We start from the raw sequence: 18,014 nt of genomic DNA, 5'->3' as shown, positions 1-18,014 counted from the left end.
ATTTCATCTGCCCGGGGTTTATCTCTTTCTTACTGCCGTAGGCCTCTGTTAACGACCAGCGGGGCGGCCAATGGTTACCATTCGTGATGTCGCCAAGCTGGCCGGCGTATCTGTCGCCACCGTTTCCCGAGTACTAAATAATCCGGCTATTGCCAGTAAAGAGGCGCGTGAACACGTGCTTAAGGCAGTGAAAACGTTAGGGTATCGGCCAAATGCCAATGCTCAGGCACTGGCTACGCAAAGCAGCGACACTATTGGTGTTGTAGTGATGGACGTCTCGGATCCTTTCTTTGGTGCGCTGGTTAAAGCGGTAGATACCGTGGCGCAGCAGCACAACAAATATGTGCTGATTGGCAACAGTTATCACCAGGCAGAAAAAGAGCGTCATGCGATTGAAGTATTGATTCGCCAACGCTGTAACGCCCTGATTGTTCATGCAAAAGCCTTGGGCGATGCCGAGCTGGCGCTGTTTATGGAGCAGGTACCGGGCATGGTGCTGGTCAATCGCGTCGTAACCGGTTACGAGCACCGCTGTGTTTCGCTTAACAACATCGTTGGGGCGGAAATTGCTACCAAGCTACTGATTTCACAAGGGCACCAGCGTATCGGGTATATTGGCTCCAGCCATAAAATTGCCGATGAAGAGCAGCGTTTTCAGGGATATCTCTCCGCCATGCAGCAGTCACGTCATGGAGAGACCCTGCCGCCCGAAAGCTGGCACGCCTCGGGTTCGCCGGATTTACAGGGTGGGGAGGCTGCCATGGTCGAACTGCTGGGCCGCAACCTTAATCTCAGTGCGGTGTTTGCCTATAACGATTCAATGGCGGCGGGAGCGCTGGCCGTGTTGAAAGAAAACGGAATTCGCGTTCCCAATGACTTTTCGCTGATTGGGTTCGACGATATTCCGATTGCTCGTTATACCAGTCCGAAGTTAACCACCGTGCGTTATCCCATCATCTCGATGGCCACGCTGGCGACAGAATTAGCGCTGCAGGGCGCGGCAAATCAACTCACGCCGGGTGTTTCACACTGCTTTATGCCTACGCTGGTAAGGCGCCATTCCGTTGCGCCATGGCAAAGTGTGGCACCGGTCACTCCCTGAGAATTTAATATGATGTAACCGTTTCCAATCTGTGAGAACTTTCACAGATTATTAACATTGCACCTATTATGATTCATTCGTTTTCAGGATGATTCTGTCTGTATCATTTTCAAAGATACACCACAGCAATAAATAAACGAATTTGAAGTGATGGTTAGCAATTCCGGAAGATCTTCGTCAAGGATGGCAGGTATCCAGCAAATCTATTTATAAGATAAAAGCGGACGCCAAATTCTGTACCCCCCTACATAAACCGGAGATACAAATGAATAAGAAGGCTTTCACCCTGGCTACTCTGGCTGCCTGCATGATGTTTGGCGCTGCCGCTCATGCTGCTGATACCCGTATCGGCGTCACGATTTATAAATACGATGACAACTTTATGTCTGGCCTGCGCAAAGATCTTGAGAAAGATGCTAAAGCCGCACCCAACATTCAACTGCTGATGAATGACTCGCAGAATGACCAGTCTAAGCAGAATGATCAGGTTGACGTGTTGATTGCCAAAGGTGTGAAAGCGCTGGCGATTAACCTGGTTGATCCGGCTGCTGCGCCAGTGATTATTGAAAAAGCCCGCGGTGCTAATATTCCCGTGGTGTTTTTCAACAAAGAACCTTCACGCAAAGCCCTGGACAGCTACGATAAAGTGTATTACGTAGGCACTGACTCTAAAGAGTCTGGCGTTATCCAAGGCCAGTTGATCGCTAAACACTGGAAAGCCAATCCATCTTGGGATCTGAACAAAGACGGCGTCATTCAGTATGTACTGCTTAAAGGCGAGCCTGGCCATCCTGATGCTGAAGCGCGTACTACCTACGTTGTTAAAACATTAAATGACGAAGGCATCAAAACGCAGCAGCTGCAGCTTGATACAGCTATGTGGGACACCGCTCAGGCGAAAGACAAAACCGACGCGTGGTTCTCCGGCCCTAACGCCAATAAAATTGAAGTAGTGATCGCCAACAACGACGCTATGGCAATGGGCGCGGTTGAAGCATTGAAAGCACACAGCAAAACCAGCATCCCTGTATTTGGTATTGATGCCCTGCCAGAAGCTCTGGCGTTGGTGAAATCAGGCGCAATGGCCGGTACCGTGCTTAACGATGCTGAAAACCAGGCAAAAGCCACCTTCGACCTGGCTAAAAACCTGGCGGAAGGCAAACCTGCTGCCGACGGTACAAAATGGAAACTTGTCGACAAAGTGGTACGTGTTCCATATCAACCTGTTGATAAAGATAACTTATCTCAGTTCGTAAAATAAAAACTCATTGTACTTGAGGCTGTAATGGCGTGGGTTGTTACAGCATCAATAACGTTGAATTTTGATATCAACAGTAATATTGCAGCCAACACTTTTTTGACCTTGATGTTTTATAAGACGTTTGTGTAGAAAAATAAGTTAATGGGCTAAGAAGCTAAAAGCAGTGGCATGTTTTAAGCAAGTTTCTAAAGAAATTAGTCAAAATACTTTGCGTTATGTCGCTTAGGTCAGCCGGTCAGTTTTCTGACCGGCGATTTTAATCTTTAGCCGGATTTTCATTTAATTAGGTAGCGCTATGGCCGATCTTAATACGGAACAGCCCCGCGAGTGGCTGCTGGAAATGAGTGGCATTAATAAGTCATTTCCGGGCGTAAAGGCGTTAGACAATGTAAATTTAAAAGTTCGTCCACACTCTATTCATGCACTGATGGGTGAAAACGGCGCGGGTAAATCTACATTATTAAAATGCCTGTTTGGTATTTACAGTAAGGACTCAGGGACCATTCTTTTTCAGGGCAAGGAAGTTAATTTTAAAAGCTCGAAAGAGGCGTTGGAGCAGGGCGTTTCGATGGTTCACCAGGAGTTAAACCTGGTGTTACAGCGTACGGTAATGGATAACATGTGGTTGGGGCGTTATCCAACGAAAGGCTTTTTTGTCGATCAGGACAAAATGTATCAAGACACCAAAGCTATTTTTGACGAGCTTGATATTGATATTGATCCGCGTGAGAAAGTCGGCAAGTTATCCGTTTCTCAAATGCAAATGATTGAAATTGCCAAGGCTTTTTCCTATAACGCTAAAATTGTGATTATGGATGAACCGACCTCTTCTTTAACCGAGAAAGAAGTTAATCACCTGTTCACTATTATTCGTAAATTGAAAGATCGCGGCTGCGGCATTGTTTACATCTCTCACAAGATGGAAGAGATCTTCCAGCTTTGTGACGAAATCACTATTTTACGCGACGGTCAGTGGATAATAAGCCAGTCTCTTGAAGGCCTGGACATGGATAAGATTATCTCCATGATGGTTGGACGTTCTCTGAGCCAGCGTTTTCCTGACCGCTTGAATAAACCGGGTGAGGTTATTCTTGAGGTGCAGGGCTTAACGTCTTTACGTCAGCCTTCTATTCGCGATATCTCTTTTAATTTGCACAAGGGTGAAATTCTTGGTATTGCGGGGCTGGTGGGCGCCAAGCGTACCGATATTGTTGAAACGCTATTTGGTATCCGTGAAAAACTTTCCGGTACTATCAAGCTGCACGGTAAAAAAATCAACAACCATAGCGCGAATGAAGCCATTAACCACGGTTTTGCCCTGGTGACGGAAGAGCGTCGTTCAACCGGTATTTATGCTTATCTTGATATCGGCTTTAACTCGCTTATCTCGAATATTCGCAGCTATAAAAATAAAATCGGCCTGCTCGATAATAACCGCATGAAGAGCGATACCCAGTGGGTGATTGACTCTATGCGTGTTAAAACGCCGGGGCACAGAACCAATATTGGTTCGCTTTCCGGCGGTAACCAGCAAAAGGTTATTATCGGCCGGTGGTTATTGACTCAGCCTGAAATATTGATGTTGGATGAACCAACTCGCGGTATTGACGTTGGGGCAAAGTTTGAAATCTATCAGCTAATGGCCGAGCTGGCGAAGAAAGAGAAAGGTATCATTATTATCTCTTCTGAAATGCCAGAGTTATTGGGTATTACTGACAGGATACTGGTTATGAGCAATGGACAGGTTGCGGGTATTGTTGAAACAAAAAATACTTCGCAGAATGAAATTTTACGCCTTGCATCCTTGCACCTCTAATTTCTAAGGGTTCTTATTATGAATGCATTAAATAAGAAAAGCATGCTCACTTATCTTAAAGAGGGCGGGATTTATGTTGTACTGTTTGTGTTACTGGCAATTATTATTTTCCAGGATCCTACGTTCCTAAGTTTGATTAACTTGGGCAATATTCTTACGCAGTCTTCTGTGCGCGTTATTATTGCACTCGGCGTGGCGGGACTTATCGTTACCCAGGGTACAGATCTGTCAGCAGGGCGTCAGGTTGGATTGGCAGCCGTGGTGGCAGCAACCATGCTGCAGGGCATGGATAACGTCAACAAGGTGTTTCCGCACCTTGAGGTAGTGCCGATCCCGCTGGTTATTTTGGCTGTTTGCCTGGTGGGTGCAATCATTGGGTTGGTGAACGGTATTATTATCGCCTATCTCAATGTGACGCCATTTATTACCACCTTGGGCACCATGATTATTGTTTACGGTATTAACTCTCTGTATTACGACTACGTGGGCTCGTCGCCGATTGCCGGATTTGACTCTCATTTCTCGCATTTCGCGCAGGGCTTTATTAGCTTCGGTGGGCTGAAGCTGTCCTATATAACCTTCTACGCCATTATCGCTATCGGTTTTGTTTGGGTTCTGTGGAACAAAACGCGCTTCGGTAAAAACATTTTTGCCATCGGGGGCAATCCTGAAGCAGCACGTGTGTCAGGTGTGAACGTACCGTTGAACCTGATTATGATTTACGCCCTGTCTGGCGTTTTCTATGCCTTTGGCGGAATGCTCGAGGCGGGACGTATCGGCAGTGCGACAAACAACCTTGGATTTATGTATGAGCTTGACGCGATTGCGGCCTGCGTAGTCGGCGGCGTATCGTTTGCCGGCGGCGTTGGTTCGGTAGCGGGCGTTGTGACCGGTGTGCTCATCTTTACCGTTATCAACTATGGCCTGACGTACATTGGTGTAAACCCGTACTGGCAGTACATTATCAAGGGCGGGATTATTATCTTCGCCGTGGCGCTCGACTCATTGAAATACGCCAAGAAAAAGTAACAGTAGCTTTCCCTAGAACGAAAGGTAAAACAGAAGCCTTTAACAGCAGAGCACAGGATTTGTGCTCTGTTTTTTTTTGCGTCTATTTGACCATTTTTGGCGGAGTGACGTCTTTTATCGGGTTGTCTGGCTTAGCGCTGTCATCAAGTTTTTCAAGCACATCAGGCTTGGATATTGCCTCGGCGGTTTGTGCTTTTTTTGCAGCGGCTTTCTTTTCAGCTTTTAACGTATGCTGCAGGGCGACGACCTGTTCTGGCGTGACGGCGGGATAGCTCTGCGCATCGTCAGAAACGCGATGCACCGCAGGAATGGGGATCAGCGGACCCAAGAAGCGAGGTTGGCGATTGAGAATATACAGATCATTGAGCGCACCGAGGCGAGCAAATATTTCGCGAACGCGTACGGTGAGCATATCTTTTGGCGACGGAACCGCAAAACACTGTGCTTGAATGCCCATGTGAAGTGCGATAAATAGCGCACGCTCACAGTGAAAACGCTGCGTGATAATCAGAAAATCATTGGTATCAAAAACTTTTCGCGTGCGGACTATCGAGTCCAGCGTGCGGAAACCGGCATAGTCGAGCACGATATCGCTAGAGGGGATGCCGGCGGCCATTAGATCGCGACGCATGGTCATCGGTTCATTGTAGCTTTGTAGCGCGTTATCACCGCTGAGCAGCAGGTACTTCACCTTACCGCTGTTATAGGCGTTTATCGCCCCTTGAATGCGGTAGAGATAATACTGATTGATAACGCCGGTACGATAATATTTGGCGGTGCCAAGCACCACGCCGACCTGCCGATGCGGCAACTCCTGCACTTCGTCATAGATGTAATCTTGCGTTTTCCAACTAATCCAGCGGTCAAGCCCAATAGCGATACCCAGCATTAATACAAAAATGCTGATAAAGCTCACTATTAGCCGCTTAATCATGATATTGCCTTTGAGTCGAAATAAAGATGCAGGAGGTTTAAGGCTACTTTACCTGCTGGACTGACGCAATAAGCGCAAGCTTAATCAGCGGTGCCTGCTCTCTTTTTAAGCGGATCCTGAGTGTTTGGCACCGTAGCCAGACGGGCTAAAGCGCCAAACACTCAGGATGTGTTTCTTAATACTCCGGCTTAGCGAGCCTCTTAGAAAGAAGTCCGTTTATAGCTACGGTACTGCGGTGCCCAGAAGTTGTGCTCAATCGCCTTCGACAAGGCATCTTCGGTAGTGACCTGTGCAACGCCTTCAATCTGTGCCGCTTTACCGACTTCCATCGCGATGCATTTCGATACGCCCTGAATGTCGTTTACGTCCGGCAGCAGTGAGCCTTTGCCGTCGGTTGCCAGCGGTGAGCAGTCGGCCAATGCACGGCTGGCTGCCATCAGCATGCCGTCGGTCACCTGTTTGGCGCCGGAAGCGATGACGGCCAAACCAATTCCCGGGAAGATGTAGGAGTTGTTGCACTGGGCAATCGGGTAAACTTTGTCTTTATAGCTAACCGGAGCAAACGGGCTGCCGGTTGCCACCAGCGCAGCACCGTCGGTCCAGCTGATAATATCGGCCGGATGAGCTTCAACGCGTGACGTTGGGTTAGTTAATGGCATAACGATAGGGCGTTCACAGTGCTTGTGCATCTCACGAATGATTTCTTCGGTAAACAGGCCTGGCTGACCCGAGACGCCGATGAGCACGGTAGGTTTAGCGTGACGCACCACTTCAAGCAGAGAAATATTGTCGCTGTCGACGTCCCAACTTTGCAAGGCTTCGCTTTTTTGTACCAGCTGGTTTTGGAAATCGAGCAAATTAGTCAGCTTGTCGGTCAACAGGCCAAATCGGTCAACCATGAAGATGCGCGCACGCGCTTCTTCTTCACTCAGGCCTTCAGATTTCATCTGCGCGATAATTTGTTCGGCAATGCCACAGCCCGCAGAACCAGCACCTAGGAAGGTAACCGTCTGGTCACGCAAGCGGCTGCCTGCAGCGCGGCTGGCGGCAATCAGGCTGCCAACGGTAACCGAGGCGGTGCCCTGAATATCGTCATTAAAGCAGCAAAGCTCTTCACGATAGCGTTTGAGCAGCGGCATGGCATTTTTCTGTGCAAAGTCTTCAAACTGCAACAGCACGTTAGGGAAACGCACTTTTACCGCTTCAATAAACTGGTCGACAAACGCGTAATACTCATCGCCGGTAATGCGCGGGTGTCGCCAACCCATGTACAGCGGGTCATTGAGCAACTGCGGATTGTTGGTCCCGGCATCCAGCACCACGGGAAGGGTATAAGCCGGGCTGATGCCGCCACAGGCGGTGTACAGCGACAGCTTGCCGATAGGAATACCCATGCCGCCGATGCCTTGGTCACCCAGGCCGAGAATACGTTCGCCGTCGGTAACGACGATAACTTTAACGTGCTGCTTGGTGGCGTTTTGCAGCATGTCGTCAATGTGTTCACGATTTGGATAAGAGATGAAAAGGCCGCGAGCGCGACGATAAATCTCGGAGAAATGCTCGCAGGCTTCACCCACCGTTGGAGTGTAGATAACGGGCATCATTTCACTCAAATGCTCGTCGATAAGACGATAAAACAGAGTTTCGTTGGTGTCCTGAATATTGCGCAGATAAATATGTTTATCGATGTCGGTTTTGAAGTCCTGGAACTGACGGTAGGCGCGAGCGGCCTGTTCTTCAATGCTTTCAACCGTTTCTGGCAACAGCCCGTGCAGGTTGAAGTTGGCACGTTCTTCCTGACTAAAAGCGCTGCCTTTGTTTAACAAAGGGAATTCAAGCAGGATCGGGCCTGCGTGCGGAATATAAAGCGGACGTTTACTTTCGTATTCAAGTTCCATTGATTTACTCTTTAGGTCTCGGAAAAGGCAGGAAAGGCAAATTAATAAAGCGCGTTTGTCACATCGATTTTTAATGACATGCGTGACCCAAAGACTTTAGCAGAGGTGAAAGGCGCAACTCAATTTTTTCACTATGAATGGGGTTCTGTGTTGATTAAACGTTGATGAATAGAACAAAAGAGAGGGCCATTCGACGATGGCCCTTTTTTATAATGCGACGTGTCGTGCGGCTTAAAGCGGGGTATGCGCCAACGAGTGGCAACCCAGTGCGGCAAGGGTGGCGCGGGTGGCGTCAAACTGGCTGACTAGCGGATCGGTGCGTTCAATCAGTACGGCGCGACGGATTTTCAGGCAGTCTTCACCCGCAAGATTTAATACCACTAAAGCAGCCTGCAACGGAGGCAGGCTCGGGTTAAAGGCGGCATTTTCCGCATAGCGGCCGGTGAACACTTTGCCGCTGGCGCTTTCGAGGGCAATGCCGCTGTGAGACTGGCTGTAGGGGGCGTGACTTTGGTTGCAAGCATCCAGAGCCTGCAGCGCCAATGCATCTTGACTCTCAATGCGATAGCCGTGATCAACTTTGTCCATCAACAGAGTTTCGATTTCGAGGTCTCGCGGGCCAAAGGAGTAAGGAAGATATTCACCCAAGCTGGCGACGGCTCTTTCTGGCAGGTGAATGGCCAGTTCGGTGCCGCTGTTGAGCTCGTTCATAAACTGTCGGCAGTGGCCGCAGGGCGTGTAATTGACGGTAATCGATGCCAGCCGAGGCTCACCGCGCATCCAGGCGTGCGTGACGGCAGACTGCTCGGCGTGCACCGTTTGCTGCATGGATGCACCGCTAAACTCCATGTTTGCGCCAAAATAAAGGTTACCGCTCACGCCGCGCGCAACGGCGCCAACGTGAAAGTGTGAAATTGGCGTGAGAGAACAGGCGGCGGCTAAAGGCAGCAGGGCAAAGGCCAGTGCGGCATCGTCCATACTCGTTTTTGACTTGAGTTGGCCTACCTGTTCTGCTGTGAACATGGCGGGGAAGTCATCATGGCTGAGTATCGGCTCTAGGGCAGATTGCAGTGAAGCGGGCAGGCCGGCGAAAGCGTCGATGAAACGGGTATGCATGGAGACATCCTTGGTAACATTTTGGCAGACCATTCTAAGGCGATTTTTCTCATTTTAGTGTGATGTTTGTCACTCTATTTATGAAATCAATGCAATAAGAGCTGGGGAACTGTGATTTGACCAGATAGTTGTTCAACTTAGCCGAGTAGAGTGTGCGATAAACGAGCGCTTGATAACCTACCAATAGTAAGTTACCTTTAGTAGGTTAATTATAAATGAGGTACGCCTTATGCATGCACTTATCACTTATACTCATCCTGACTCAAAATCTCACACTCATGCCGTTGCCGCAGAGGTGGCAAAAGGTATTGAGTCAGCCGGTCATGCCCATACTTACGAATACGCGGACCTGGCCGCAGAGGGGTTTGATCCACGTTTCAACGCTGCAGACTTTAATCAGTTTAAAGGTCTTTCAACATCACCTGATGACGTCATTGCCGAACAGGCTCGTCTCGATCGGGCCGATGCCCTTGTGCTTGTCTATCCTATTTACTGGTGGTCTTTTCCGGCTCAGCTGAAAGGCTGGATAGATCGCGTTTTTACCCAAGGTTGGGCTTATGACGACGCGGATGGCAAGTTGGTGAAGCGACTTGGAAATCTACCTGTCCATCTTATTGCACTGGGCGGAGCCGACCAGCGAACCTATGTCCGCCACGGTTATTTTGGCAGCATGAAGACGCAGATCGATCATGGTATTTTTGGTTATTGTGGTGCGCCGGTTATAACCAGCGAACTGCTTCTGCCTTCCGATGCAGATTACCCCTATTCGCATTACCGCGCGGCAAACAGAGTGGGGCAGCAACTTTTTGCTGAGAAGGCAACGGCATGACCTCTCTCACCCATCATGCTCCAAAACGTCGCCTGTCACGTGAGGCGAGGCGCAGTCAGCTGCTGGAAACCGCGTGGCGGATTGTTCGGCTTGAGGGCAGTGATGCACTTACGCTTGCGCGGGTTGGCGAAGAAGCCGGTGTCAGCAAACCTGTCGTTTATGACCATTTCACTACGCGTCACGGATTATTAGCTGCTTTGTATGAAGATTTTGATATTCGGCAAAACGCAATTATCACTGCGGCCATGGATGCAGCTGAAAACACTGTTACGGCCAAAGCCGCGGTTATTGCTGCCTGCTATGTCGACTGCGTCATGACACAGGGGCGTGAAATACCCGACGTTTTGTCGGCGCTGGGTGGCTCGCCAGAGTTAGCTGAAGTGAAAAGAAAATATCAAATTGATTTTATTGAAAAGTTCCAAAAATGGTTTGCCCCTTTTGTGAATGAAAAGGGCATATTTTTACCGAGTTTATGGGCGATGCTTGGCGCTGCTGATTCAATTTCCAATGCGGTTGTTTCAGGTGACATCACTCGTGAGCAGGGGCAGCAAGAACTCACCGCGATAATTATCGGGATCGTTGAACGCAATCGGTAAATCGAAGCAGTCATCTAGCGGCTCACCAAGCCCGCATCAATGAGAGAAGGCGGCATTTCAGCCGCCTTCTCTCATCAATAGCCTATCTAAGTGGGGGTCAATCAGTTACGTCGTTCAAACGCCAGCGCGCGCCGCTCTATCACGCGCATCATCAGGGTTAACAGGCCATTGACGCACAAATAAACGACGCCAGCAGCGCCAAATACCATCACGTCATAAGTACGACCATACATCAGCTGACTGTGCCCCATGACATCCATCAGAGTGATGGTGTACGCCAGTGAGGTGCTTTTAAACACCAGCACCACTTCGTTGGAATAAGACGACAGCGCGCGTTTGAATGCAAAGGGCAATAAAATACGCAGAGACTGCTTTCTCGACATACCCAGCGATTCGCATGACTCCCACTGGCCACGAGGAATAGCTCTGACCGCGCCGGTAAACAGTTGGGTGGTGTACGCGGCACTGTTCAGTGCGAGGGCAAACATTGCACATAACCACGGCTGTGAAAGCATTTCCCACAGCCAGGGGATCTGGCGAATCGAAGGGAATTGCCCCGGACCGTAGTAAAGCAAAAAGATTTGTACCAGCAGCGGCGTACCGGTAAACAGCGTGATGTAGCCGCGAACCACCGCGTTAAGTACGGGCACTTTCAGTGTCAGTATCACGGTAAATAACACCGACAACAGCAGTGCAACAATTAGCGCACCCACGGTTAGCGTCAGACTGGTGTGCAGGCCTTTTAAAACTTCAGGCAAATATTCCCACATCAGGAAGCGCTCCGTTCAAAGCGGGTGGTACGGAGTTCGATGCGTTTTATGACGAACTGGCTAAACAGGGTAACGACCAGATAAATGCCCGCTGCAATCATATACCAGGTGAACGGCTCCTGAGTGCGCGTGGCAATGCTCTTGGTTTGCAGCATCAGGTCGTTAACACTGATAAGCGATACCAGCGCAGTGTCTTTTAACAGCACCAACCATTGGTTACCAAGCCCCGGAAGTGCATGACGCCACATCTGCGGCATAATCAGTCGGAAGAAAATCGCGACTTTTCGCATACCTAGCGCCTGACCCGACTCCCACTGGCCGTGGGGTACGGCCTTGAGCGCACCGCGCAGCGTCTGCGAAGCGTAGGCCGAATACAGCAGTGACAGCGCTATTACGCCACAGACAAACGGGCTGATTTCGAAATTATCAATCGGCAACTTAACCGGGATCTGGAAAAGACCGAGGTTAAGACTAAATCCGTCAGACAGCGTTAATAGCAGCTGCGACGAACCGAAATAAATAAACAGCACCACCAGAATTTCAGGCAGTCCGCGCAAAATTGTCACCCAGGCTGTTCCCAGCCAACTGAGCGGTTTCCAGGGAGAAGACTCCCATACCGCAAACAGCATCGCCAAAAACAGGCCGAGTATCAGAGCACAGATGGCAAGGCCGACGGTCATGCCGGCGGCGCTTAGCAGAGGTTGAAGTTCAATCATCGAGAGTCAGACTACTGCTGGAACCATTTGGTATACAGCGTTTTGTAAGTTCCATCCTGCCTGACTTTTGCCAGCGCATCGTTCATTTTACCCAGCAGCTCGGTATTGTTCTGACGAACGGCGATGCCCAGACCGGAGCCGAAGTAGCTTTGATCGGTAATTTTATCGCCAACGGTGCCCAGGCCGGGATTCTGTTTCAGGAACTCCTGAACCACGGCGGTATCGCCGAATACGGCATCAAGGCGGCCATTTTTCAGATCTAACACGGCATTTTGATAGCTGTCGTAAGGAACAGCGGTGATTTCAGCGTGCTTGTCCATCAAGTATTTCTGATGGGTGGTGCCATTCTGAATGCCGACACGCTTACCTTTGAGTGACGCCAGATCGGTGAATTTACCTTTCTGCGCAAAGAAGATAGCGGAGTTGTCGTAGTAAGCATTGGTGAATGAAACCTGCTTCAAACGCTCGGCGGTGATGTCCATGCCTGAGATAACGGCGTCAATGCGACGGAATTTAAGGCTTGGGATCAGGCTGTCGAAAGACTGGTTGGTGAAGGTACAGGTTGCCTGCATCTCTTTACACATTGCGTTGGCCAAGTCGATATCGAAGCCCTGAATTTTGTTGTCTGCACCCACAAATTCAAACGGCGCATACCCTGCTTCGGTCGCGAAACGAATGGTTTCTGCCGCGCTGGCGGACAAGCTGACACCGGCCAAAATAGCCGCAACTAAAAACTTTTTCATTTGAAACTCCATGATAGAGATAGAAGGCCAATCAATGTGATAAATAGCTGGCAAACTCACGGGATTGCGGCTGCGCGAAACAGTTGGCATCACCTTGCTCAACGATGCGGCCATTTTCCATGTAGACCACGCGGGTTGCCGTTTTTCGTGCTACTTCAACTTCGTGGGTGACGATAACCTGGGTAATTCCGGTATCGGCCAGCTCACGAATAATGCTGACGATTTGAGCCGTGATTTCCGGGTCAAGCGCTGCTGTCGGTTCGTCAAACAGCAGAACCTGAGGCTCCATCATCAGCGCACGGGCAATCGCCACGCGCTGTTGCTGTCCACCGGAGAGGTGCAGCGGAAAACGTTTGGCGAAGTCAGTCAGACGCAGACGGGTCAGCAATTTTTCAGCGCGCGCCATGGCGGCCTCTTTGCTCAAACCCAGCACGCGACAGGGTGCCTCAAGCAGATTGTCGAGTACGGTACGATGCGGCCACAGGTTATACTGCTGAAACACCATGCCGACGTTTTGACGCAGCTCGCGAATAGCCTTTTCATCCGGCTTCTTTTGGAAGTCGAATTGGTTACCGGCGATGTGCAAAGTGCCAGAACGCGGCATTTCTAGCAGGTTTAACACCCGCAGAAGCGAACTTTTACCCGCACCGCTCGGTCCGAGCAGCACCAATGTTTCACCCGCCGGACAGTCAAGCTGGATGTCAAAGAGTGCCTGATGGGCACCGTAGAAGCAGTTAATACTGTTTAGTTGAATACTCATGCGCAAATACTGAATAGCCATTAATGCCGCAGAGGGTAACCCCTGCAGCATAGTTATGCAACAATGACGGGTTAAAATTTATTTGTGTGCGGCCTGAATCATAAACTTAGCATAAGATAGCGTTAATGAGGTGTTGCAGGTCTACACATTTTCGCTCATTTCTCGCGATCTTTTTCTAACACCTGACGCAAACTGCCGCTGGAGGCAAAGTCGAGGTTCGCCATGTAGCGCACGTCGTCTATTGCCCAGCAGTGGCCCTGTCGCGTCATTAATACTTCATCTTTCCACGTGGCCTGCTGGCCTTTATGGCTGTCGTTAACCATGCTCACCCGCAGCGGAATATTTCGCGCATCGGTATTCGGAATAGTGGATGCGCTGGCTACGTGTACCGATGTAGGTCCCTGGAACAGACTTGAGAAAACGTCACCGGTGGTCTGGCCCGATTTCTCGTTTGGCGTGGCGGCCACGTCAATTTTAGGCTCATGCTGCGCGTTAAGCAGCGCCTGATACAAATCGGTGCTCAGATAGGGCCGATATTCCGCCAACTGGCTGGTGGTAGGGAATCCGTTCTGGTGCTTGCTGATACGGTAATCATAAAACTGCTGCGCAACGGCATCGGGGCCTCCGTCGATACAGGGGGAATTTCTGCTGCCAATATCCTGATAGGCAGGCGTTACCTGGGTACAGCCACCGAGAGCCAGTAACAGAGGCAAAATGGGGGTCAATAGTGTCTTTTTCATTGTAATCCTTGACGTGTGCATAAAGGTTTTCCAGCAATCATTCCATTTACAGTCATCATAAGTATAAAACCGATTTCTAATGTTGCATGACCGGTTACACTTCTAAAGATAAACCGCGAGCTCACTCAGGGAAGGGCAATAACATGATTTTTCCACAACGTTGTCGGGCGGCGTTGATTCTGGCAGGACTGCTGCTGGTGGGATGCCAAACATCAATACCTACGATGGGTCAGCATAATTATGTGCTTGAAACGACTCGGCAGGCGCAGGGGGCCGATCAGCGTATACGTTTTTTGGTGATTCACTATACTGCCGAAGATTTCCACAGCGCCCTGAATACACTGACTGATGAGCACGTGAGTGCCCATTATCTGATACCGGCGCGGCCTCCGCACGTTAATGGCCAGCCTGTTGCCTGGCAGCTGGTTCCTGAATCCATGCGGGCCTGGCATGCTGGAGCCAGCGGGTGGCGGGGCAGAACCAATCTTAACGACACGTCCATCGGGATTGAACTGGAAAATAAAGGCTATTCACAACGGCTGTTAGCGCAGCGATTTTATCCTTTCCCGCCTGAGCAAATCGCTTTGCTGACGTCGCTTAGCCAAGACATTGTAAAACGCTATCAGTTAATGCCGCAGAACGTCGTCGCGCACAGCGATATTGCCCCTCAGCGCAAGGAGGACCCGGGGCCGCTGTTTCCCTGGCAGGCGTTGGCAGAGAGCGGCGTAGGTGCCTGGCCGCAGGCGTGGCGAGTGAAAGCCTTTTTACACGGGCGTGACCCGCATCAGCCGGTGGAGAGTGATTTATTGCTCAGTAAGTTGGCGCGATACGGATATCCGGTGAGTGCGGATATGACGCCACGTCAGCAGCGTCGAGTGATCAGGGCGTTTCAAATGCACTTCAGGCAGAGTGATTATCAGGGAAATGCGGATGCCGAGAGCGAAGCCATCGTCGATGCGTTATTACAACAGTATCCGTCGTCAGCCGACTAATTAGGATGGCCGACAATACCCTGCTGCTGTTGCAGTTTTCCATGGTCTTTCAGCCAAACGGCGGTGCGGCGAATGCCTTCGTCAAGTGAGACGATGGGGCTGTAGCCCAGCTCTATTTCGGCGCGCTGCGTATCGAGGGTGACGTCAAAATTTAGCTTGGCTACGCTGTAGTGAGTCAGCATCGGCTCACGGTGCTGCTTGCGGCCCAATTTTTCCATGCCGCGGGCCATCATGTCCAGCAGCGGGTAAGGCACGGAGCGAATGCGATATTTAACGTCCAGGCCGTCCATAAGCTGTGCAATCAGAGATTTCAGCGGGCGTGGCTGCATATTCGTGATGTTATAGGCGCGGCCAGACTCGTGACTCTGACTCTCCGTTGCCAGCCACATGGCGTGGGCGACATTTTCAACGAAGGTCATATCAACCAGTGCATCACCGCCCCGCGGAAGCATTAGCGTGCCGTATTTAATCATCTGCAACAGTCTTGGCAGCAGCACGTTGTCGTGCGGTCCAAAAATCCCCTGCGGGCGTAAAATAGTAAAATGGGTTTGCGGATTAGACAGGGCAAGCGTGGTGATGACCTGCTCGGCGGCGGCTTTGCTGCGGGCAAACTGGTTGGCAAAGCGCGCAGGGCGAAACTCTTCTTTAATATTACGATGATGGTGGAAATCGAAATAAATCGCCGGAGAAGAGAGGTGGATAAAGTTCTCTACGCCGTAGGCGGCGGCCCACTCACCGAGGCGACGCGTAGCGCGTACGTTGGCGAGTTGAAAATCCTGCTCACTGCCCCAGGGTGCACTCAGCCCGGAACAGTGCCAAAGAGTATCAACGTCGGCCAGCAGCACTTTCGCCTGGGCGGAAACCAGATTGGTCAGATCGGCATGAATAAATTCCGCCCCCAGTTTTTCCAGCAGAGGGCCCATTGCCGCATTGCGACCCGTCGCCCTGACTTTTATGCCTTTTTTACACAGATATTCCACTGCGTTGCGGCCTGGACCACTGGTTGCGCCGGTAACCAATACCTTCATATGCATCCGAATTCCGTAAAAATTGTCGTTGCCGAAGCCCCTGACGTAAGCTTGGGCAAATAGGCGGCCATTCTTTCTTGAAATTAAATGCTATGCAATGGGAAACGGGAGAACTTGTGACACTCTCAGTGCGTTTGCCTGCAAAATAACCGGCTGCTTTTTTAGTGACCGCGCCTATCTTTTTGTCGCGCCAAACTGGCAATCCGTTTCGCCATGCCGCGAAAGACAAAAAGGTGCGCGGGCATCATACTGAACCAGTATAAAAGGCCGCGAGCACCGGCGGGATGCCACCAGGCAGTAATGTCCAGACTGCGCCTTTCGCCGTGGTCCTTGAGTGTAAACGTGAGCCGACCCAACCCGGGAGCCTTCATGCCAAACAGGAGTGACAGAGTTTTCCCGGGAACGATATTAATAACTTTCCAGCTATCGACTTTATCTCCCACTGCCAACAGCGGCTTAGCCGGACGTCCGGTGGGTGTTTTATGACCCAACAGCCTGTCTATTCTGCCTCGCAGACGCCAAAGCGCGGGAGCATAAAAGAATCCCTCTTCTCCGCCCAGTTGATTAATCACCAGCCACAGAGCCTTGATGGAGGCCGAGGTTTCTAGCCTAAATCCTGCCTGCTTTGGGTAAAATGCATAGTCCTCACGCCAGCGAAGATGAGCATCGGCATCGTTGGCCCATTCTGGAGAGTTCAGTACCTGCTCCGCTTCCTGCGCCAGCGTCTGATTAATGGCGTCGTCAATCGACGTCAGCCGTTGAGGCAGCAGTTCCTGAAGCGTCTTGCCATTGGCGGGCAAATCCTGTTTTAGTCCCTGAATCAGCGCTTTGACTAACTGGGAAGGAACAGACGTAAGCAGGCTGAGAAACAGAACGGAGATAAGCTGTGTAGGTAAGGGGATCGGAAACAGCCAACGACGTCGGCCACTGAGCGCAATAAAACGCTCCATGAGCTGACGATAACTCAGGTATTCCGGGCCTGTGGCATCAAAAATCAGATGACGAGACGAAGGGCAGGCGATTAGCCCACCGAGATAATGCAGCAGATCGGGCAACGCAATCGGCGCCGAGTGCTTTCTCACCCACGAGGGGGGAGTGAGCACCTTGAGGTTGTACACCATGTCGCGCATCACTTCGAAGGCCGCCGAGCCGGGGCCAATCACCATGCCCGCGCGCACTTCGGTTACCGGTATATTGCCCATGCGAAAAAGATCGCCAGTAAGCTTTCTCGCCTGTAAATGCGTGGAGGTAGGATTTTCCGGCTGCATCGCCCCCAGATAAATAATCTGCTTTATTGATGAATCTTTTAGGGCCAACAGTACATTTTGAGCTGCCTGACGTTCCTTCTCGAACAGATCATCGTCCTCGCTTACCGCGTGGACCAGATAAAACAGCACCTCGGCGCCGTCAAAGGCGTCGCGCAAACTGGCGTTATGATAGACATCGGCAAAACAGCAGCGAACACCGGGCCATTTTTGTGCAACCAGCCAGTCTCTGCGCCTTGCAGCGGCGGTAACCTGATAGCCCTGCCGGTTAAGGTAGTCCGTTAAATGTCGACCAATGTAGCCGCTGGCGCCGAGAACGACGACTCGCGTCTCTGCGTTAAGTGTAGGCATCTTCCATTTTGCTCGTTCAAAGTAACAAGAATTTGCCCGCAGACGGAGAGCAATGTCCGCGCTCTCTT

17 protein-coding genes are annotated in these 18,014 nt (G+C 50.7%); 7 read left to right on the top strand and 10 right to left on the bottom strand.

Annotated features, from left to right (window positions below; all coding sequences use genetic code 11):
* Nucleotides 1-70: 70 nt before the first annotated feature.
* The 4 genes from galS to mglC all read left to right on the top strand — a co-directional run bounded on the left by galS (nucleotide 71) and on the right by mglC (nucleotide 5,208).
* Nucleotides 71-1,102 carry an HTH-type transcriptional regulator GalS gene (galS, locus tag GA565_RS18205; protein WP_152199882.1) on the top strand — a complete coding sequence of 344 codons (1,032 nt, stop codon included), beginning with the start codon at nucleotides 71-73 and terminating at the stop codon, nucleotides 1,100-1,102.
* 265 nt (nucleotides 1,103-1,367) lie between these two features.
* Nucleotides 1,368-2,363, top strand: a complete 996-nt coding sequence (gene mglB / locus GA565_RS18200) for a galactose/glucose ABC transporter substrate-binding protein MglB (protein ID WP_152199881.1) — start codon at nucleotides 1,368-1,370, stop codon at nucleotides 2,361-2,363.
* 295 nt (nucleotides 2,364-2,658) lie between these two features.
* Nucleotides 2,659-4,179, top strand: coding sequence for a galactose/methyl galactoside ABC transporter ATP-binding protein MglA (gene mglA / locus GA565_RS18195; RefSeq protein ID WP_152199879.1), 1,521 nt, complete (start codon nucleotides 2,659-2,661; stop codon nucleotides 4,177-4,179).
* Nucleotides 4,180-4,197: 18 nt separating this feature from the next.
* A complete protein-coding gene (gene mglC, locus GA565_RS18190) occupies nucleotides 4,198-5,208 on the top strand; it encodes a galactose/methyl galactoside ABC transporter permease MglC (protein ID WP_055777815.1) in 1,011 nt (336 codons plus the stop codon).
* A gap of 82 nt (nucleotides 5,209-5,290) precedes the next feature.
* Here the strand turns inward: mglC and sanA are convergent, their stop codons facing one another.
* From sanA to cdd, 3 genes are all read right to left on the bottom strand, one after another.
* On the bottom strand, nucleotides 5,291-6,142 hold the full coding sequence (sanA, locus tag GA565_RS18185; RefSeq protein ID WP_226950994.1) for an outer membrane permeability protein SanA: 852 nt from the start codon (nucleotides 6,140-6,142) through the stop codon (nucleotides 5,291-5,293).
* 200 nt (nucleotides 6,143-6,342) lie between these two features.
* On the bottom strand, nucleotides 6,343-8,040 hold the full coding sequence (locus tag GA565_RS18180; protein WP_152199877.1) for an NAD-dependent malic enzyme: 1,698 nt from the start codon (nucleotides 8,038-8,040) through the stop codon (nucleotides 6,343-6,345).
* A gap of 231 nt (nucleotides 8,041-8,271) precedes the next feature.
* Nucleotides 8,272-9,156: a cytidine deaminase gene (gene cdd, locus GA565_RS18175; protein WP_152199875.1), complete on the bottom strand. Its 885-nt coding sequence runs from the start codon at nucleotides 9,154-9,156 to the stop codon at nucleotides 8,272-8,274.
* Between the two features lie 229 nt (nucleotides 9,157-9,385).
* Here cdd and GA565_RS18170 point away from each other — a divergent pair, with 229 nt between their 5' ends.
* The gene (locus GA565_RS18170; RefSeq protein ID WP_152199874.1) at nucleotides 9,386-9,985 is read left to right on the top strand and encodes an NAD(P)H-dependent oxidoreductase; all 600 of its coding nucleotides are present in this window, start codon (nucleotides 9,386-9,388) and stop codon (nucleotides 9,983-9,985) included.
* The gene (locus GA565_RS18165) at nucleotides 9,982-10,581 is read left to right on the top strand and encodes a TetR/AcrR family transcriptional regulator (RefSeq protein ID WP_152199873.1); all 600 of its coding nucleotides are present in this window, start codon (nucleotides 9,982-9,984) and stop codon (nucleotides 10,579-10,581) included. Before GA565_RS18170 ends, GA565_RS18165 begins: the two co-directional genes overlap by 4 nt.
* Nucleotides 10,582-10,682: 101 nt before the next feature.
* Here the strand turns inward: GA565_RS18165 and artM are convergent, their stop codons facing one another.
* The 5 genes from artM to GA565_RS18140 all read right to left on the bottom strand — a co-directional run bounded on the left by artM (nucleotide 10,683) and on the right by GA565_RS18140 (nucleotide 14,310).
* Nucleotides 10,683-11,351, bottom strand: coding sequence for an arginine ABC transporter permease ArtM (gene artM / locus GA565_RS18160; protein ID WP_152199871.1), 669 nt, complete (start codon nucleotides 11,349-11,351; stop codon nucleotides 10,683-10,685).
* Entirely contained in the window at nucleotides 11,351-12,067 is a 717-nt protein-coding gene (artQ, locus tag GA565_RS18155) for an arginine ABC transporter permease ArtQ (RefSeq protein ID WP_152199869.1), read from the bottom strand. The genes artM and artQ overlap by 1 nt, the downstream gene beginning before the upstream one ends.
* Before the next feature lie 11 nt (nucleotides 12,068-12,078).
* Nucleotides 12,079-12,810: an arginine ABC transporter substrate-binding protein gene (gene artJ / locus GA565_RS18150; protein WP_152199868.1), complete on the bottom strand. Its 732-nt coding sequence runs from the start codon at nucleotides 12,808-12,810 to the stop codon at nucleotides 12,079-12,081.
* A gap of 31 nt (nucleotides 12,811-12,841) precedes the next feature.
* The gene (gene artP / locus GA565_RS18145) at nucleotides 12,842-13,570 is read right to left on the bottom strand and encodes an arginine ABC transporter ATP-binding protein ArtP (RefSeq protein WP_152199866.1); all 729 of its coding nucleotides are present in this window, start codon (nucleotides 13,568-13,570) and stop codon (nucleotides 12,842-12,844) included.
* A 155-nt stretch (nucleotides 13,571-13,725) separates the two neighbouring features.
* Nucleotides 13,726-14,310, bottom strand: a complete 585-nt coding sequence (locus GA565_RS18140; protein WP_152199864.1) for a lipoprotein — start codon at nucleotides 14,308-14,310, stop codon at nucleotides 13,726-13,728.
* Between the two features lie 143 nt (nucleotides 14,311-14,453).
* On the opposite strand from GA565_RS18140, the gene GA565_RS18135 reads away from it, so the two are divergent.
* A complete protein-coding gene (locus tag GA565_RS18135) occupies nucleotides 14,454-15,302 on the top strand; it encodes an N-acetylmuramoyl-L-alanine amidase (protein ID WP_152199863.1) in 849 nt (282 codons plus the stop codon).
* On the opposite strand, the gene GA565_RS18130 is transcribed toward GA565_RS18135, so the two are convergent.
* Entirely contained in the window at nucleotides 15,299-16,330 is a 1,032-nt protein-coding gene (locus tag GA565_RS18130; protein WP_152201604.1) for an NAD(P)-dependent oxidoreductase, read from the bottom strand. The two genes, GA565_RS18135 and GA565_RS18130, sit on opposite strands and share 4 nt — an antisense overlap.
* Nucleotides 16,331-16,491: 161 nt before the next feature.
* Nucleotides 16,492-17,946 (bottom strand): DUF2867 domain-containing protein, encoded by a 1,455-nt coding sequence (locus GA565_RS18125; protein WP_152199861.1) that lies wholly within the window; start codon nucleotides 17,944-17,946, stop codon nucleotides 16,492-16,494.
* Nucleotides 17,947-18,014: the final 68 nt, after the last annotated feature.

Origin of the sequence: Rouxiella sp. S1S-2, from assembly GCF_009208105.1 — a bacterium.
GTDB lineage: Bacteria > Pseudomonadota > Gammaproteobacteria > Enterobacterales > Enterobacteriaceae > Rouxiella.
The sequence above is the reverse complement of the archived record's forward strand: the minus strand, read 5'-3'. Positions and strand labels throughout refer to the sequence as shown.

What these genes read in the sequence shown, in the direction of transcription:
- galS (WP_152199882.1), top strand. Translation starts at nt 71, where the DNA reads ATGGTTACCATTCGTGATGTCGCCAAGCTGGCCGGCGTATCTGTCGCC.
- mglB (WP_152199881.1), top strand. Translation starts at nt 1,368, where the DNA reads ATGAATAAGAAGGCTTTCACCCTGGCTACTCTGGCTGCCTGCATGATG.
- mglA (WP_152199879.1), top strand. Translation starts at nt 2,659, where the DNA reads ATGGCCGATCTTAATACGGAACAGCCCCGCGAGTGGCTGCTGGAAATG.
- mglC (WP_055777815.1), top strand. Translation starts at nt 4,198, where the DNA reads ATGAATGCATTAAATAAGAAAAGCATGCTCACTTATCTTAAAGAGGGC.
- sanA (WP_226950994.1), bottom strand. Translation starts at nt 6,142, where the DNA reads ATGATTAAGCGGCTAATAGTGAGCTTTATCAGCATTTTTGTATTAATG.
- GA565_RS18180 (WP_152199877.1), bottom strand. Translation starts at nt 8,040, where the DNA reads ATGGAACTTGAATACGAAAGTAAACGTCCGCTTTATATTCCGCACGCA.
- cdd (WP_152199875.1), bottom strand. Translation starts at nt 9,156, where the DNA reads ATGCATACCCGTTTCATCGACGCTTTCGCCGGCCTGCCCGCTTCACTG.
- GA565_RS18170 (WP_152199874.1), top strand. Translation starts at nt 9,386, where the DNA reads ATGCATGCACTTATCACTTATACTCATCCTGACTCAAAATCTCACACT.
- GA565_RS18165 (WP_152199873.1), top strand. Translation starts at nt 9,982, where the DNA reads ATGACCTCTCTCACCCATCATGCTCCAAAACGTCGCCTGTCACGTGAG.
- artM (WP_152199871.1), bottom strand. Translation starts at nt 11,351, where the DNA reads ATGTGGGAATATTTGCCTGAAGTTTTAAAAGGCCTGCACACCAGTCTG.
- artQ (WP_152199869.1), bottom strand. Translation starts at nt 12,067, where the DNA reads ATGATTGAACTTCAACCTCTGCTAAGCGCCGCCGGCATGACCGTCGGC.
- artJ (WP_152199868.1), bottom strand. Translation starts at nt 12,810, where the DNA reads ATGAAAAAGTTTTTAGTTGCGGCTATTTTGGCCGGTGTCAGCTTGTCC.
- artP (WP_152199866.1), bottom strand. Translation starts at nt 13,570, where the DNA reads ATGAGTATTCAACTAAACAGTATTAACTGCTTCTACGGTGCCCATCAG.
- GA565_RS18140 (WP_152199864.1), bottom strand. Translation starts at nt 14,310, where the DNA reads ATGAAAAAGACACTATTGACCCCCATTTTGCCTCTGTTACTGGCTCTC.
- GA565_RS18135 (WP_152199863.1), top strand. Translation starts at nt 14,454, where the DNA reads ATGATTTTTCCACAACGTTGTCGGGCGGCGTTGATTCTGGCAGGACTG.
- GA565_RS18130 (WP_152201604.1), bottom strand. Translation starts at nt 16,330, where the DNA reads ATGAAGGTATTGGTTACCGGCGCAACCAGTGGTCCAGGCCGCAACGCA.
- GA565_RS18125 (WP_152199861.1), bottom strand. Translation starts at nt 17,946, where the DNA reads ATGCCTACACTTAACGCAGAGACGCGAGTCGTCGTTCTCGGCGCCAGC.